Below are 15,299 nucleotides of genomic sequence, written 5' to 3'. Positions count from 1 at the left end.
CTACTACAGGGTGTTTAATCATGAATATACCTTAAAGGACTCATCATGGCGGATTGCTGCACTGGCCCTTGCTCTTCAGATAAACCACCGGTTGACGCTCGCTATCGATGCATCTTGTGGGTTGCTCTCATCGTTAATGCCGTGATGTTCGTAGTAGAGCTGGTCGGCGGGTGGCATGCCGGTTCGGTATCGCTTTTAGCTGATGCCGTTGACTTCTTCGGTGATGCTGGCAACTACGCAGTCAGCCTTTTCGTTCTTGGGCTGGCACCTGTTTGGCGTTCCCGTACTGCGCTTGCCAAAGGTCTCATCATGGGAAGTTATGGGCTTTTTGTGCTGGGAAGCGTTGCATATCATTTGGCGTCGGGCATTGTCCCCGAATCATCAACCATGGGCGTCATTGGCTTCCTTGCGCTGGTAGCGAATGCATCAGTTGCCGTGCTGCTTTACGCCTACCGAGAAGGCGATGCCAATATGCGTTCGGTTTGGTTATGTTCACGCAATGATGCGATTGGGAATATTGCAGTCATGCTTGCAGCGTTGGGAGTCTACGGGACGGGTTCTGGATGGCCGGATATTGTGGTCGCTACTCTGATGGGTACTTTAGGGCTAACGGGCGCATGGTCAGTCGTCAAACACGCACGGATTGAATTAGCCGCCAAGATAATGCCTTGTTAGACACAAAGATTTGTCTTTCCATTCGTCTTGCCAATTGAAGTACAGGCCCAGCTCTAACGCGGCTTATTAAACTTGATAGCTCCGTCTTCGCAGAACAGGTCATTCATTCCAAAACGCAACCGCGGAAATTGCCCATTCGCCAGTGCATAGTTGAAAACTTCAAAGAATGCGAAGATGAATTCGTCAGCATCGTCGCAATACGAGGTGTAGTTATGAAGCTCTGAATAGTCTAGCGCGATGCATGGCAAGTCTATTTTGTTAAGAAAGTCGAATAAGAGCTCACTGTATTCTGTAAAACCATCATCAAAAAGTTCGCGGACTACAACTAGCGACAGAATATTCCTGTTTGCCAAGTCGATTTCTATCTGCTCACCATCGATTAGAAATTTTAGTGGCCTGACCCTGCGTAAATAACCGATGGCGCCGGATGCCTGAGTGATACCTTCTTTAAGCTGTTTAAGTGCTTTCTTACGTTTTCTTTCTAAACTGTTCTGCAGCATTAAGTCTGTATTTGGAGAGTCCTTCGCTTGAACTATGAGACATAACTTATCGGTAATCACCATCACATCAGAAATCTCTTCACCGTCATTGATTCTTTTCGGCGCGTGGAATATTTGGCTAGGATGGAAAATTCGCTGTAACAGTAGAATGATATCGATTTCTTGTGTGTATCCAGGCTCAGTTTTAATCAATGAAGTTTGGTTAAATCCTTTGCTGCCATGGAAATCGTAACGGTCACTGTTCATATCCGTGATTACAATATCTTCAGGAAAGAGCGGCTCGTCGAACGCAATGGAAATAGCCTCCGTGTCATCTTTTTCAGTACGAGTAGAAAACCAAGCTTTGGCAGCATCTCCTAACGCATGAGCAACGGGATGAGATAAGGCATGAAAGTTCGCGCACTCCAATCTTATTTGGGCTTCAAGAGGCATACCAACGCTTGCTGCATAACCGAGTAGCTCGCGATTATGCTCATCAAAGAGGTGTACTTTCAAGTTCTTTGCCGATAATGCGGCTACTAGTTGCCTAGTAGCCGGCTCATCCGCCAAAGGTCTCCATACCGTTAATGGATTGTCAGAATCGTCAAAGAATGCAGCCATCAACCCCACGGTCACGATTCCAGAAACCTCCAAAGGTACAACGTAAATCTTGAACCCTTTGTTAATCTTTGCAGTTAATAGATATTGAGGCATCATTTTTACAAAGAAAAACGGAATGCTCTCTTCCGGAAGGCGAAATGCATGAATACCCCCTGGATACTTAAGAGCCTCCTCTGCAATTTCTGGATAAAGAATAGTGAACATATTGGATAAGTAATTGGTCCGTCAGCCAGCGTCTCGTTCAGATAAATTGAGTAAAAATTCAATATTCTGAGGAGTGGACCCAGTTTTATAAGTTTTTCTGGCCATTTATCTTGGGCAGCAGCATAGTCATCAATACCCTTAATTTCACGACTTTCCAAGCTCTAATCGATTGCTCCGTATGTGGAGTTGTTAGTCCAATACGTATTGCTACAACTACTTACTGGCACTAGGGAATAAAAAATCTGCCCATGCTTGCATCATCTCCCGGCGTTCCAATAAGTAATCTGCATGATTGTAGCTAGCTCGAACTTGATTGCGTTCGGTATGCGCCAACTGACGTTCTATTACATCATGCCGAAAACCTTTTTCATTCAACCAAGTACTAGCCGTAGCTCTAATACCATGAGGCGAAAATCTTCCTTTGTATCCCATCGTGTCAAACATCTTGTTCAAAGACGCGGCACTCATAGGCTTCAAAACTGTACTGTTCTTCGGGAATAAATATTTAGAGCCGCGCGTATATGGCTGCAGTTGATTTATTAGTGAGACCGCTTGAGCAGATAGCGGGACAACATGGGCCTCTTTCATCTTCATGCGTTCGGCAGGAATTATCCATTTTTTATTCTGAAGATCAAACTCATCCCACTGAGCATCCGTAACTTCCATTTTTCTAACAAAAGTTAACAACAATAATTTGGCGGCCAGCTTTGTAGTGAGATAACCAGGATATGCATCCATTGCATCAATCAGTTGATGTACATCACCCTCTTCTAAATGAGGGCGGTTTACAGCAGCTGGAATCTCGGCCCATTTCCTTAAAATAGCTGCCGGATTTTTTTCCGTCTTAAAATTTAAAATAGCGTGCTCAAAAACCTGAAGCGCGGTCTGACGCGCACGATCAGCAGTTCTAACACCACGATCTTTTGCAATTGACTGCAAAACTAGTAAAAGTGTTTTTCCATTGATTTCATCGATCGGTATTTTTCCAATCGCAGGGATCAAATCGCGTCGAAGATAAAGACCATTTCCTTCTTGCCAAGCTTTTGACCGTATGTCTTTTTTTCCTTGAAACCATTCATTGGCAAGCAACTCAAATGTTTGAGCCGCCTCTTCTGATCTTCGAATTTTTTCCTTATGTTTCTCAACACTGGGGCTTAAACCAGCTGATAACTCCTTCTTTAACTCCAATTTTCTAGCACGCGCTTCTGCCAAAGTAATGACAGGATATTTACCAATCGTATGGGTATAACGCTTGTTGTTATGGCTGTAATCCAAACGCCAAGATTTAACGCCAGTTGGGGATATATATAAATAAAGCCCACCTCCATCGGTGAGCTTTTGTGGGCGATCAATCGCTTTCGCTTTTGATACCTTTAAATCGGTCAGTTTCATACGGTATTTTGAATAAATTCATTTTAATACCGTAAATTATACCGTAATAAACGTGATTTTTTACGGTATCGATATGGATTCACATAGACATATCCAGGAAGAAAATTAAATCAAGTTATTGATTTTAAAAGAATTAATACACTTACTTAGACGCAGAGAGCATTCTTTCTACATAACGTGCGATCAAATCAATTTCCAGGTTGACCTTGCTACCCGACTTCAAATGCTTGAGCGTGGTGACCTGGACTGTATGCGGAATCAGGTTCACAGAGAAAGTACATGCATCAGCGCTATCTGTAACGGTATTCACCGTCAGCGACACGCCGTTGATCACAATCGATCCCTTCACTGCAATAAATTTTCCCAGTTCTTTCGGCGCAGCCACCGCCAGCAGCCATGATTCGCCTACCGGCTCAAACTTGCTGACGACACCGAGCCCATCAACATGACCGGATACCAGATGACCGCCCAAGCGTTCCGACAAGGTAACCGCCTTTTCCAGATTCACTTCCCCGATGGCATCCAGGCCGGCGGTACAGTTCAGGCTCTCACGCGAGACATCGACTTCAAACTGTTTATCGGTCTTCGCAACCACTGTCATGCAAGCACCATTCAGGGTGATCGAATCGCCGAGGGCAACATCGGCCAAAGGTAAACCGCCTGCATCTACCGTCAAACGATGCCCGGCTGCTGCATCGCCGAGAGGGGAAATAGTAGTAATTTTGCCGATGGCGGCAACGATTCCAGTAAACATGATGATGGCGAAGTAAGTTAGATAAAACGAGCAAGGATACGCAAATCGGCACCAATCTGCTTAACCTCATGGAAAGTCAGATTCTTTTTCTGTTCAAGTGAATCCAATGCGGGCAAATTGAACATGCGTTGCGCGTCGCCCAATAAAGTTGGCGCAAGATAAACCAGCAACTCGTCGACGCAAGCTTCGCGTATCAAGGAGCCATTCAGTTTGAAGCCAGCTTCCACATGTAGCTCGTTGATCTGGCGTCGTCCCAATTCCAGCATCAGCGCCTGCAAATCGACCTTGCCGCTGGCATTCGGTAACACGATCACTTCATTGCCGAGATCGCGCAGGGCTTTTTCTTTTTCAGGTTTGGCTTCTGCCGCCACGATCAAGGTACTGCCGCCGCTCAATACGCGTGCATGCGGGCTGATCTGCAACTGGCTATCGATGACGATGCGTTGCGGCTGGCGCGGTGTGTCGATTGCGCGCACCGTCAATTGCGGATCGTCCTCCATCACGGTGCCGATACCAGTCAGGATTGCGCAAGCCCGCGCGCGCCAGTAATGACCGTCTGCGCGCGCTTCATCGCCAGTAATCCATTGGCTGATGCCGTTATGCAGCGCGGTCATGCCATCCAGACTGGCGGCACTTTTCATACGCACCCACGGTTTGCCATGCTGCATGCGCGACAGAAAACCGATATTGATTTCGCGCGCCTCATCTTCCAATACGCCACACGCGACGTGTATGCCTGCTGCTTCAAGTCGCGCCAAACCTTGACCAGCGACCAAAGGATTTGGATCTGCAATCGCGGCAACCACACGCGCCACACGTGCCTTGATCAAGGCATCGGCGCAAGGCGGTGTGCGACCGTGATGGCTGCATGGCTCCAGCGTGACATACACGGTAGAACCTTCGACGTCGAAACCTTTGTCAGCCGCATCGTTCAATGCTTGCACTTCCGCGTGCGCATGACCAACCGGCTGCGTGTAGCCGGTACCGATGATCTGGTTTTCCTTGACGATAACGCAACCGACGCGCGGATTCGGCGTCGTCGTGAACATGCCTTTGGCTGCCAGTTCCAATGCAAGGCGTATCCCTTGCACGTCGCTATGAATTTCCACGAGAGTCTTTTCTAGAATGATGGATTGTTACCGCAACTGCTTAGCTATAAACAGCTCAGCAGCTTGACGCTTCCTTGTTTGGGTCGCATACGCGCGCCCGTCCGAGAAAATTGAGCACCACTTTGCGCGATTGCGCACCGGCTTCAAGCAACCAGTTCCCGGATTGCGCAGTCTGACTATTCGCATTGGTACGCGTACGGCCAGTCCCGTTGTATGCAATATATTGTACTTTCGAATCGGTAAAACTGGGCGTGATCCGTACATCGCGGTGCAGCTCGCCATGCGAATAAATAATCGTTTCATTCGTATCTGGTCGCTGGTTGTTGTCTTCATCGACAAAAATCACCCAACCATTCGTCCACTTTGTGCCATCTCCGGCCGGCACCATATCCACCCGCACGCCACGATGTATCGCTTCTGAACGCGTCAAATTGACTGCCATGAACAAGGCATTCGTAGCTGTAATCAAGCGGTGATTTTGTATCATGCCCCGGAAACTCGGGATGCCAATCGCCAGCAGGATGCCGGCAATCAGCATTATCACCATCAATTCAACAATGGAGAAGCCTTCGGTGCGCGCATCGATATCCGATCTGAACTGGGGCAGTATTAAAGGCATGGCATTACCAGCAACCATCAGCTTCTGCAGTTTTCTCCCCGCTACTGGCCAAAGTCAACTTCCCGCATTTTGGATCACGGTACTTCGCATTGACCTTGCTGGTCCCTGGCTCTGCTTTCAACAACACGCATTCGCGTAAAGTTTTGTCTTTGCAGGACTGTGCACTGATTTCATAAAAACTGGCTTGTGCATTTTCTCCAGAAAACCAGTTGAATCTCTTTTCATTTAGATCGGTAGACATCGAAGAAAAGGCCAGATAAGTTGTATGCAGCGAGTAATAACGTTCCTGTTGCTGCATGGCCTTCATCAGTGCAGCACGTCCCTCTGTTCGCCTCGTCTTCAATACCGACTCTTGATAGGATGGAAAAGCAACCACCGCCAGGATCGCGAGAATAAGCAGCGTGATCATCAGTTCTATCATCGTGAAGCCACGAACGTACTTGCAAGACATTCATCCTCCTATTTTTTAATAATTGACGTACGCAACTCCACCCAATTGACAATCTCCCTCCAACTCAGGCGGCCAGATAATGTGGAGGTTTCCGTTACCGCCTTTGGAACAGGCGCGCTGGTGCCCTGCTTGTCGCTGACAACGGGATCAAGTACCTCCAGCTTCTTTTTTACGCGGCGCTTGCCTGTGGCGTCACGTGGTGCTTGTTCCGGCACAATTGCCATCACCATCGGTGTACTCGACAAGACTGTGTTTGAAAGCTCTGCACTGAGATTTGCATGGACAGGCAAGCCATTGAGTGTGTTGAGGATATAGCGACGTCCGCCATGCACCTGACAAGGATCGCTATTTGGAATAAGTGTATTGAAGAACAGGATTCCATCACTGACACGGGCGCTACCGATACTGCGCTCACCTGTCTTGTTGGCATCCAGAAAATCTAAATACCAACCTTTATCGCCATTCGCTGGAAGACCATACTTGACCTCGCCACCGTTAATCTCCAACATATTTCTGCTGGAATTAACTGGCATCAGCTTTCTTTCAAGCAGTTGATTACGCGTGACTGTCTTGCCATCCAACGCGTCAAGCACGGCGTAAAAGGATTGCATCTTGAAACGCGCTGCATCCATATCTGCAGCCTCGATGAATTTTCCGGTTCCAAACAAAACCAGATAACCTCCATAGGGTGCGTAAACCACCTGCACTTTCTGCGTGATGGCTTGTCTATTGCGCTGCGCATCCATTGCAACAAATACCGGCTTTGTCGATGTACCGCCAACTGCGTTCGGCCATGGTGCATTGCCGCTGAAATCGAAACGCCATAAATTTCCTTGCAAGTCACCAGAGTAGATATACGCAATAGAACCATCATCAGCTGGCACCGATGCAGGTGCTGTCAGCCCATTAGCCAGCATCTTGTCACTGATCGGAATAACAAACTTGAAGTAATTGGTACCGATTTTCCACGGCTCTGATTTGCTCTTATCCAGTGCCAACAGGAACAGTGCGCCGGGTGCCTGAAGATTGAATTTTCCGACTCCGTCATCGCGATAGTTATTCAAGCCAGCTGCAACGACAACAAAATCTCTATAGCTAGGTACACCTTTGACAATCTTGATCCGGAATCTTGCAATGAGTGGAGCGCCAACCACGTTGCCCATATCCACATCATCGGCGTCGGTAAATTCCCATAGAGCGCCCAGTCCTTTTTCAAATTGGTCGGGCGCGGTTACATCCAGTGCGAACACACCTTGTGCGCCGCCACCCATGCCAGACGCCAATATCGTCTTCCATTGATTTGCAACGCGCGTCTCCGCAACCGTAATTGCACCATCAACGAAAGGGCGATAGACACCACCATCTCGCGTGAGGCTGCTCAAATTTTTGAACAATGCTTGAGGAACATAAGCAAATAATTCTTCGCCGTTAACAGCATCAAAACCATGCAACATGCCATCACTTGCGCCAACATACACCGCTGATCGACGCGTCTTATGTGCTTCATAAAAAGCGGGATAGTCACTACCTTGCAAGCTAACTGATGGAGCACCTACAAAAACAGGCGAACTATGCACAATCGCACCTAGCACGCGATCGCGTTTTCGAAAGATGCCACCTGCATTACCAAGTTCGTATTGACGCCCGCCACGCAAGTAATCCAGTCGCTTTTCACCCAGCTGATCATCATTGCCAGTGACGGGAGAAGTATGTAACAACGCCATCTGCGCGATTGACAAGTTGTTCCATAAGAATGGCATCGTCAGCGAAGGCTGGTTTGCGATATTCATCGAGGTATAAATATGGCGTGCTTCAGGTGCTGGCTTTGCGATGACTGATTCAACACCTGTCAATATGTCAGCCGCATCCCATTCGGCAACAGAAGCAATCTTGATTTCGCCTTCAAATTCATCAAATCCCAGACGGTATTTTTTGAGACTTCCGCTCCAGGTCGCCTTGTTAAAGCCGGCTTGATATAGCGAAACACCAGCATCTGAAATACTGGACGCCGATGTCGTTGCCCCGGAAATAGTCAAACTTCCCGAAAGCTGTTTCGAGCAAAGAAGACTGATCAAGGGATCGGTTTCGACTGCAATTTCAGGCACTGCTGCATGCGAAACAAAAGAAAATGAAACGAGTAGCACCCCATTGATTAAACAAGCGTGTGCCGCATGTCGACTCAATATTTTCATCAATGCGTTTTTCGATAGACTGTTTGCAGTGCGACCTGCGTCGTCTCTTTCGCACCAAAACCAACTGCCGTAATACGATAAAAATAACTCGGCGCATCAACAAGGCCACCAGACATTTTGTACGGCATCAATTCGACAATGTAACGCGGCAGTTTGCTTGGCAAGGAACCGTTCGCTGTGTGAAACGACTGGCCGGTAAATCTGCCATATGGAACCGAACTGCTTGTAGTGGCGGCATCGTCCATGAAATTAACCACCTGCCAAATCGGCGCTGCGCCGATTTCTGAGTGATGACACAAGCCGAGATAAGGATTGTTTTCGCCGCTCCCGCATGGAGAACCAGCTGCGGCAGGAAAACCTATTGCACTCGTATTAGAAAACAGATCACTGCGCGATCTACCACCATCTGGCGCATGCTCGATATCCATTTCTGCATCTAACAATGCAGCTTCCGCAGCCTGAAATGCAATTTGATGATCTCTGTCGTTACGTGATGATTTTTCGCTTTGTACGGCAATTTGCGATCCCGCAATACCCAGCATTAAAACCACTAGCAAGACCAATAACGTCGCTAATAAAGTCATACCGTTTTGGAACGATCGGCAAAAAAATACATGCAAGCTCATGTGCCGTTACCGGCAGCGTCATTACGCAATTGAATCGTGTGCGTAAATACTTTCCTGATGCGGTTTCTAGTTGCACTAGGCAACGCATCTTCCCTGATACGCACACCTTTATCTGTCACTGCCTGCGCATTGCTGTACGCCACTCCGAACAGGTTGTATTCGTTGGCAAGATGGTCATCGCGAGCAACTTGCGAACCACGCACCAATAGTGAAAATTTGATCGCCTTTACCTTCTTCCAATTCGTCTTGCGATTTCTATCTCTTGCACGTGCCATTGCGTTATCGCCAATTAATAGCAATCTATCGTCCAGTGCGTCTATTCTGTCCGCATTCAAAAATTGCTCTGGTGAGCCATTACCATCGGCATCAATCCCATACAAAACCTGGAATGATTCGACGCCACGGGCAATTGCATCTGCATTCCAACTTGTCTTGGATTGGTACTTGCAACGCAATTCAGGCTCGCCAGCAGCATCCTTTGCGACAAAGAAAATACTCCAGCCACGCTCTTGATCCGCCACTTGAATCGAAGCAGGTCCTGCCACAGCCAGACCCGCACAATTCAAAACTGCACCGTCCTCACCGTAAGCACTCTCACCAAAAAAACGTACAGCAAGAACATCGCTCCCATTCACTACATCCGTAGCCGTCGCGCCATCAAGCCCAGCCGTGGTCTTCTTCAAGGTCATTGCGTCCATACCGATGACGTTCGCACTAAAATCGGTGCCAGTCAGCATGGGCATGCTTCCGTTATTCCAATTCTCATATCCCGCCTGGCGCACGCTGCGTGATAGCACTTCAATTACATAGCGTCCTGTTTCATGGATAGTGGCATTCTGATCTTGCATTACATAAGCCGTCTTGCTGGACAAGAGCAGACCCATCGTGGTGAGCAGGATAAAAAGACCTAGCGTTATCGCAATCATCATTTCGGTGATCGTCCATCCTCGCTGAGATGACGAAACGCTTTCCTTGCACCGATCACTAAAAAGTTTCATCTCGAATAGGATGCAACAGTCAGCACCATGCTCGGTGTGATCGAAGAATCGACTTGAGATGTTTTGCTATGCAGATTTTTCTCTTGCCAGCCGATTTTGATCACCAACGGCGCAAGCACCAAAGCACTCGACGCAATTGCGCAATCCCATTCAAAATGTTCTGCCTTAGCATTCCAAGGCAAGGCATCACGGCAAATCCGTACCCGGCCACCGGGAAAATCCGCATCAATATGCCGCAGAAATTGATCAATCTCAAACCTAGCTAGTTCTTGCGTATTGCAATCGCCGTTGGAGCCATAGCACGCGAGATTGCTTGAATGGCTAGACGCCGGGGATGATTGATAGTCGACTTGCAGATAGGGATTCGCGTTATCTGGCAAACGCATTTGCTCAACATTGGCACGCATGGCATCAACCATGTCAGCGCCAAGATGTAACGCTCGCGTTTGATATGCAGATTGCTGCGCCGTACGTAGAGCATTCAAGTGCATGCCGAGAGCGCCGATAACACCGACAGCCAATATAAAAACCGAGACCAATACTTCGATCAGGGAAAAACCATGTTCGGTTGATCTCATGCAGCACCTTCCGCCAATGTGATTAATACAAATCAGAAATACGGGATCAGAAATACAAGGTCAGAACAACTTCATGCAAACAGCGATTTTTGAATAAAGCTGATTGTTGCAATATTTTTAATATTTTCGTATCCCATCAATATGGGAGCCGTTTTAATAATGCGACAAAAAAAAAAGCCCACCTCCTTACGGAAGCGGGCTGAATCCAATTCTTGAGAAGTTGGAGGAGACAGGTGCGACTATATCGTGCAGCTATCCAACTACCAACGACCAATTAATTATTTACATAGTCGCAAATCCATATATCGATTATTTGCACCTTAGTTGAATTGCGATAGCACCGGGAATGCCGCCAGCAACCAAACCATCAAGGGCTTGGCAAGAAAGGCACCGACTATGCCGACTACAGAAATAGAGATCATCGCGACTGACAGTCGTAATGTGAGCCTGCGGTTATGCGCACGCAAGACCAACGGCAAATTAATCAATACGCTGGCCAACGATGCAATCACCGCACCTGTCGATGCAACATGCTCAGGTACCGACCCGCTGGTTACCAGGCTGGCAGCCGCAGCCACGGCACTCGCACTGGAGACCACACCACCGATCAAGCTCACGGCATAGAAGCCGGTTTCGCCCAGATTTTGTTGCGCGATCACGCCGGCGATATGCAAAATCAGAAAGAGCAAACCGTACTTCAGCGCCGCACCAAGTGCAAATGGCAGCGGCAGATCAACAGCTTGCGCCGGATCGTAGACTGTCTTTTGTCTTGCATTGGCATCGAAGAAAAACCAGCCAGCGTTAATCGCCAGCATCAAGACGAAAGGAATCGTTGCCGCCAATGCTGCAGTCGGTGCGAGGATCAGCAGCAATGCACCATTGCGAATAATCATCGCAGCGGTTGCCAGCAAAATCCCGCGATAAGCCGCACTGACCGTATCGCGTTGATTGTCTTTCGCGCGTGAAGCCAACTCACTAACGGTCACACTGCTATTGACCAAACCGCCGAGGAAACCTGCCATCACAATCCCGCGCGTGCCATACATTTTCCACAATACGTAGTTGACGAAGCCGATGCCCGCAATCAGGATCACCGTGACCCAGGCTGCGCGCGGCTCAATCAAATTCCATGGACCGATGGTGCCGACCGGCAGCGCCGGGTAAATGACGATGGCGAGAATCGCCAGTAACAAGGCCGAGCGCATTTCATTTTCGGTCAGACCGAGACTGAAACCGGTGAGCCGGTCTTTCCATGCCAGCAGCGCTGTCACTATCACGATGATGGATGCCGGCGTTGCCGTATGACCTTTGCCGCACAGAATGCCCGCGACGCAGGTAATCAACATCGCCGCCGACGTAGTCAGCTCGCTACTATCATTGGTGCGCAAGCGTTGAATATTCAAGAAGACGGTCAAAACGCCAGTCAGCAGCAGAATCAGGTAAGCATAGTTGTCGCCGAGCGTGCCACCCATCGCACCGAGAAGTGCAATCAGCGAAAAAGTACGCAGGCCGGCTTCCTTGCCGCGCCGCTCACGTTCAAGCCCGATCAACAAGCCAAGTGCTAGCGCGAGACTCAGACGCGTCAGGCTGACCAGGTACGGCCATTTGATTTCAGGCAACGACATGCCGACCTGGATCAGCGGTTCAACGGCGGTGGTAATGGTGTGCGGGTCAGTCATGATGAAAGGAGGAGTATCTAGCTGGAAACTATAAACCAGTCGACACAGATTGTCCGCTCTAAGTTTATAAGCATTACGTATAAGGACTCACAACAACTGCGTTTGCTACAACGAAAAAAGCCGCAGAGGCTGACTTCTGCGGCTTCGTTTGTATTGTAAGCAATCTAATTGCCTTTAGTGATCAAGGTTCCGCGAGCAGATCATCTATCTTTTGCTTCGTATCGACGAGCACCAATGCCCTAGCTTCTTCGACGCTATGGCCCTCACAAGGCCCACCAAAACCCTGCGATATGTCTATACCATCGGCGCCATTGGTTTCTATCTCGCTGGTGGCAGACCAGCGTCCATCACCTATCGGCACAATCACCGTAAATATTTCATAACCGTGGTAAACCGAATCAGGTACTCTACTCATGACAGGCCTCCTGATTGAATATGTTAACTATCATCTGAACAAGGCAGATTATTCACGCCCTTCAGGGTGAGCTGCGACATATCGCGCAATAAACGCGTGTGCCTCATCCAGAGCCTCACGTTCGGTGCCGACTATGCCGGTATCGTAAATTCTTTTGACTCCCCCGGACTCACCTTCTATCGCATGAGAAACATGGCCGGAAAACGTGCCGTCCTTCAATTTGGTTGTGTAAGCTTTGAATACATGGCGTCGCGGTTCTGGTAAAAATCCACTCATGTCTATCTCCTCATTATTCTGTTCTTATCTCCATAAGAGATACGCAGAATGCAAAAGGTTCAGCGCTAGCAATGCCTCAAGCTTATTGAGCGCCAGAGCGACTGCTGTGAGAATCCAGCAAGCCAGCCGCGGCCCTGCGCGCTTCAGCCTCCGCTTCTTCACTTGTCTTGAAGACAGACTCCAATGAAACACGCTGATCAGGAAAAATACAGTTCCTGTGCATGGGATTGGTTGAGTGACCATAGACGGCGACATGAGCGACCCAGCCTTTTCCATCGGCGGCAGGAACAGCAGAATATTCCACTTCGTAAGCGCCAATTTTCTCGGATGGCATGGCTATCTCCTCACAGACAATTCCATCCTAGCATGCTCGGAGAAAAGACATTTCTCAGCATTTACTCCTCAAGCCATTACAGAAAAGAAAAAAAACGAGTAGCCAGCAAGAACATTCAAAACTAAGCGGCTCATGTGATTCGAGAATAATTGCAGCACGTCATTCACCCCATGTTTATGGGATTGTCATCACATCTTCGTTGCTATGTAATCGCTATCATTCAAACACGTCATCTAGGAAGCCACATGTCTAGTACATCCGTGATCGGTCAGTTCAAGAATCAGTCCACAGGCATCACCTGCACAGTCATCAAATTGATCCCGGCGAATGCCCGTCCAGGCAATGAATGTTATGTCACTGATGAAGCGGAATACCTTGAACCGGATGCAACTGATCCGAATAATTTCAGGATGGCTTCCGGAGAGGTTTTAATTCCGCTGTATTGACAAAAATTTGCTCGACGACTCTTCTACAAATATAAAATGACGAGTGAATTATTTTTGAGAGAATAGTTTCGTCATGAAAAGAATTCGACGGAACCTTGAGCATTAATGCCTCCGATCAACTTGCTTGCTTCAAGCCTTAGCCGGCATCGCCGCCGGAAACAAAATTCTTTTCCCCGCGCAAGAATCGTGACAACCACTGCAGCAATGCGATCGCGTCACCGAACTCCATAAATCCTTCGGTCACACCATCCCCAAACAACAATGTTCCGTTAAGTTTATTATCAATGACCAGGCCGTCGAAGGTGGCAATCGGCAAATAACCCGGCTCTATATCGAAAGTATTTTCATTGAGAATTGCATTGCAAACATGTCCCAGGAACTGCACTTCCGGGGTCCGCATTGCTGCCATGTTGTTCTCTTTGAAGTAAGAGCCTACAGTCAGCAAAACATTGCTGATCACGACGCGCAAGTAGCGATTCTTTTGCAATGGATTTGAATACAAAGCTTGCGTAGATGCATGAAAATCCCATTCGGGATCAACTGCGGCGTAAGACGCTGCGATATTCCCGCCAGAACCGGTTTTAAGAAGGCGCGGCTTTCTTTGAAGTACTTCCGCCAGCACACTCTCTTCAACGTTACCGGCATCAGCCGGCTGCCAGATCATGGCGATCGAAATCGGCAATATCTGCAATTGCTCTTCGATCAGGTTGATGGCCAATTGAGATGCTTTTTCACCGCTCATTTTGCTCATGGCAATTCCTTTATGAATATCCGCTAAAGCCGGGCATGAAAAGAGACTACATGAACTTGCACATACTGAATGTGCCTGATCCACCTGAAAATTAATTGCGCTTAAAGGGTCAAAACTCAGCAGAGCGCTCTACAAGAGCCAAGAGTAATAATAGAGCAATTTAAAGATGCAGCGCGCAACAAAAAAGCCGCTTGTAAGCGGCTTTTTTAAACATAACCATTTTGAATTCTGCCGACGCAACACGCTTGCTGATTGAGTTCATTCTTAGGCTTACTTTGCCTTGCAATCCATGTATTCGTAGTACGTATGCCGTGTTCAATGCGCTGCTGGAATGTCGGATACGAATCGACATCAGCAACTTCCTTTGAACTTAACCCCGCTTCGTCACAAGCTTGGAATCACCTAAATACAAACATCGCAAAAGCAAAAAACCCGCGTCAGCACTTGGCTTGAAGCGGGTTATTTACTGAACTACAAATTCTGGAGGAGAGAGAGGGATTCGAACCCTCGGTACGTTCGCACGCACGCCTGATTTCGAGTCAGGTACATTCGACCACTCTGCCACCTCTCCTAATTGGGTCTATCACTGCGCTCGAATGCAGTGAAGGGAAAGAGTATATCAGAGTATTTTGCAATCGGAAACCCCATCCTTGAACGACAGGCAGACAAATCATTATCAGATTTTTCAATCTGTGCGCTC

The 15,299-nt window shown here is 48.1% G+C and carries 17 protein-coding genes and 1 tRNA gene; 2 read left to right on the top strand and 16 right to left on the bottom strand.

The features are described from left to right. The first annotated feature begins 45 nt into the window (after positions 1-45). Positions 46-675: a cation efflux transmembrane domain-containing protein gene (locus tag Hfont_RS08865; RefSeq protein ID WP_112992024.1), complete on the top strand. Its 630-nt coding sequence runs from the start codon at positions 46-48 to the stop codon at positions 673-675. Between the two features lie 53 nt (positions 676-728). Here the strand turns inward: Hfont_RS08865 and Hfont_RS08860 are convergent, their stop codons facing one another. The 14 genes from Hfont_RS08860 to Hfont_RS08795 form a co-directional block, all read right to left on the bottom strand. Further along, positions 729-1,979, bottom strand: a complete 1,251-nt coding sequence (locus Hfont_RS08860) for a hypothetical protein (RefSeq protein WP_112992023.1) — start codon at positions 1,977-1,979, stop codon at positions 729-731. 213 nt (positions 1,980-2,192) lie between these two features. Continuing rightward, positions 2,193-3,371, bottom strand: a complete 1,179-nt coding sequence (locus Hfont_RS08855; RefSeq protein ID WP_112992022.1) for a tyrosine-type recombinase/integrase — start codon at positions 3,369-3,371, stop codon at positions 2,193-2,195. Positions 3,372-3,513: 142 nt separating this feature from the next. Then, positions 3,514-4,125 carry a riboflavin synthase gene (locus tag Hfont_RS08850; protein WP_112992021.1) on the bottom strand — a complete coding sequence of 204 codons (612 nt, stop codon included), beginning with the start codon at positions 4,123-4,125 and terminating at the stop codon, positions 3,514-3,516. Between the two features lie 17 nt (positions 4,126-4,142). Further along, positions 4,143-5,234, bottom strand: coding sequence for a bifunctional diaminohydroxyphosphoribosylaminopyrimidine deaminase/5-amino-6-(5-phosphoribosylamino)uracil reductase RibD (ribD, locus tag Hfont_RS08845; RefSeq protein WP_112992020.1), 1,092 nt, complete (start codon positions 5,232-5,234; stop codon positions 4,143-4,145). 55 nt (positions 5,235-5,289) lie between these two features. Next, positions 5,290-5,853, bottom strand: coding sequence for a GspH/FimT family pseudopilin (locus Hfont_RS08840; protein ID WP_241523060.1), 564 nt, complete (start codon positions 5,851-5,853; stop codon positions 5,290-5,292). Positions 5,854-5,857: 4 nt separating this feature from the next. Continuing rightward, positions 5,858-6,304 carry a type IV pilin protein gene (locus Hfont_RS08835; RefSeq protein WP_112992019.1) on the bottom strand — a complete coding sequence of 149 codons (447 nt, stop codon included), beginning with the start codon at positions 6,302-6,304 and terminating at the stop codon, positions 5,858-5,860. An 8-nt stretch (positions 6,305-6,312) separates the two neighbouring features. Further along, positions 6,313-8,496, bottom strand: a complete 2,184-nt coding sequence (locus Hfont_RS08830; protein WP_112992018.1) for a pilus assembly protein — start codon at positions 8,494-8,496, stop codon at positions 6,313-6,315. After that, positions 8,496-9,122 (bottom strand): pilus assembly PilX family protein, encoded by a 627-nt coding sequence (locus Hfont_RS08825; protein ID WP_112992017.1) that lies wholly within the window; start codon positions 9,120-9,122, stop codon positions 8,496-8,498. The genes Hfont_RS08830 and Hfont_RS08825 overlap by 1 nt, the downstream gene beginning before the upstream one ends. After that, positions 9,119-10,051 carry a PilW family protein gene (locus tag Hfont_RS08820; protein ID WP_241523059.1) on the bottom strand — a complete coding sequence of 311 codons (933 nt, stop codon included), beginning with the start codon at positions 10,049-10,051 and terminating at the stop codon, positions 9,119-9,121. Before Hfont_RS08820 ends, Hfont_RS08825 begins: the two co-directional genes overlap by 4 nt. A 65-nt stretch (positions 10,052-10,116) precedes the next feature. Then, positions 10,117-10,698 carry a type IV pilus modification protein PilV gene (gene pilV, locus Hfont_RS08815; RefSeq protein WP_112992015.1) on the bottom strand — a complete coding sequence of 194 codons (582 nt, stop codon included), beginning with the start codon at positions 10,696-10,698 and terminating at the stop codon, positions 10,117-10,119. Positions 10,699-11,018: 320 nt separating this feature from the next. Beyond that, positions 11,019-12,377, bottom strand: a complete 1,359-nt coding sequence (locus tag Hfont_RS08810) for an MgtC/SapB family protein (RefSeq protein WP_112992014.1) — start codon at positions 12,375-12,377, stop codon at positions 11,019-11,021. 181 nt (positions 12,378-12,558) lie between these two features. Then, positions 12,559-12,792 (bottom strand): hypothetical protein, encoded by a 234-nt coding sequence (locus Hfont_RS08805; RefSeq protein WP_112992013.1) that lies wholly within the window; start codon positions 12,790-12,792, stop codon positions 12,559-12,561. A gap of 48 nt (positions 12,793-12,840) precedes the next feature. Next, a complete protein-coding gene (locus Hfont_RS08800; RefSeq protein WP_112992012.1) occupies positions 12,841-13,068 on the bottom strand; it encodes a hypothetical protein in 228 nt (75 codons plus the stop codon). A gap of 82 nt (positions 13,069-13,150) precedes the next feature. After that, the gene (locus tag Hfont_RS08795; protein ID WP_112992011.1) at positions 13,151-13,402 is read right to left on the bottom strand and encodes a hypothetical protein; all 252 of its coding nucleotides are present in this window, start codon (positions 13,400-13,402) and stop codon (positions 13,151-13,153) included. A 245-nt stretch (positions 13,403-13,647) separates the two neighbouring features. On the opposite strand from Hfont_RS08795, the gene Hfont_RS08790 reads away from it, so the two are divergent. After that, positions 13,648-13,848 (top strand): hypothetical protein, encoded by a 201-nt coding sequence (locus Hfont_RS08790; RefSeq protein ID WP_112992010.1) that lies wholly within the window; start codon positions 13,648-13,650, stop codon positions 13,846-13,848. 136 nt (positions 13,849-13,984) lie between these two features. Here Hfont_RS08790 and Hfont_RS08785 read toward each other — a convergent pair whose 3' ends face one another. Continuing rightward, positions 13,985-14,599: a hypothetical protein gene (locus tag Hfont_RS08785; protein ID WP_112992009.1), complete on the bottom strand. Its 615-nt coding sequence runs from the start codon at positions 14,597-14,599 to the stop codon at positions 13,985-13,987. 481 nt (positions 14,600-15,080) lie between these two features. After that, a tRNA-Ser gene (locus Hfont_RS08780) sits at positions 15,081-15,170 on the bottom strand. Positions 15,171-15,299: the final 129 nt, after the last annotated feature.

The sequence above is a fragment of the Herminiimonas fonticola genome, from assembly GCF_003293745.1.
Classification (GTDB): domain Bacteria; phylum Pseudomonadota; class Gammaproteobacteria; order Burkholderiales; family Burkholderiaceae_D; genus Oxalicibacterium; species Oxalicibacterium fonticola.
This window is presented reverse-complemented; position numbering and strand designations above follow the sequence as displayed.

What these genes read in the sequence shown, in the direction of transcription:
- Hfont_RS08865 (WP_112992024.1), top strand. Translation starts at nt 46, where the DNA reads ATGGCGGATTGCTGCACTGGCCCTTGCTCTTCAGATAAACCACCGGTT.
- Hfont_RS08860 (WP_112992023.1), bottom strand. Translation starts at nt 1,979, where the DNA reads ATGTTCACTATTCTTTATCCAGAAATTGCAGAGGAGGCTCTTAAGTAT.
- Hfont_RS08855 (WP_112992022.1), bottom strand. Translation starts at nt 3,371, where the DNA reads ATGAAACTGACCGATTTAAAGGTATCAAAAGCGAAAGCGATTGATCGC.
- Hfont_RS08850 (WP_112992021.1), bottom strand. Translation starts at nt 4,125, where the DNA reads ATGTTTACTGGAATCGTTGCCGCCATCGGCAAAATTACTACTATTTCC.
- Hfont_RS08840 (WP_241523060.1), bottom strand. Translation starts at nt 5,853, where the DNA reads ATGCCTTTAATACTGCCCCAGTTCAGATCGGATATCGATGCGCGCACC.
- Hfont_RS08835 (WP_112992019.1), bottom strand. Translation starts at nt 6,304, where the DNA reads ATGTCTTGCAAGTACGTTCGTGGCTTCACGATGATAGAACTGATGATC.
- Hfont_RS08830 (WP_112992018.1), bottom strand. Translation starts at nt 8,496, where the DNA reads ATGAAAATATTGAGTCGACATGCGGCACACGCTTGTTTAATCAATGGG.
- Hfont_RS08825 (WP_112992017.1), bottom strand. Translation starts at nt 9,122, where the DNA reads ATGAGCTTGCATGTATTTTTTTGCCGATCGTTCCAAAACGGTATGACT.
- Hfont_RS08820 (WP_241523059.1), bottom strand. Translation starts at nt 10,051, where the DNA reads ATGATGATTGCGATAACGCTAGGTCTTTTTATCCTGCTCACCACGATG.
- pilV (WP_112992015.1), bottom strand. Translation starts at nt 10,698, where the DNA reads ATGAGATCAACCGAACATGGTTTTTCCCTGATCGAAGTATTGGTCTCG.
- Hfont_RS08810 (WP_112992014.1), bottom strand. Translation starts at nt 12,377, where the DNA reads ATGACTGACCCGCACACCATTACCACCGCCGTTGAACCGCTGATCCAG.
- Hfont_RS08805 (WP_112992013.1), bottom strand. Translation starts at nt 12,792, where the DNA reads ATGAGTAGAGTACCTGATTCGGTTTACCACGGTTATGAAATATTTACG.
- Hfont_RS08800 (WP_112992012.1), bottom strand. Translation starts at nt 13,068, where the DNA reads ATGAGTGGATTTTTACCAGAACCGCGACGCCATGTATTCAAAGCTTAC.
- Hfont_RS08795 (WP_112992011.1), bottom strand. Translation starts at nt 13,402, where the DNA reads ATGCCATCCGAGAAAATTGGCGCTTACGAAGTGGAATATTCTGCTGTT.
- Hfont_RS08790 (WP_112992010.1), top strand. Translation starts at nt 13,648, where the DNA reads ATGTCTAGTACATCCGTGATCGGTCAGTTCAAGAATCAGTCCACAGGC.
- Hfont_RS08785 (WP_112992009.1), bottom strand. Translation starts at nt 14,599, where the DNA reads ATGAGCAAAATGAGCGGTGAAAAAGCATCTCAATTGGCCATCAACCTG.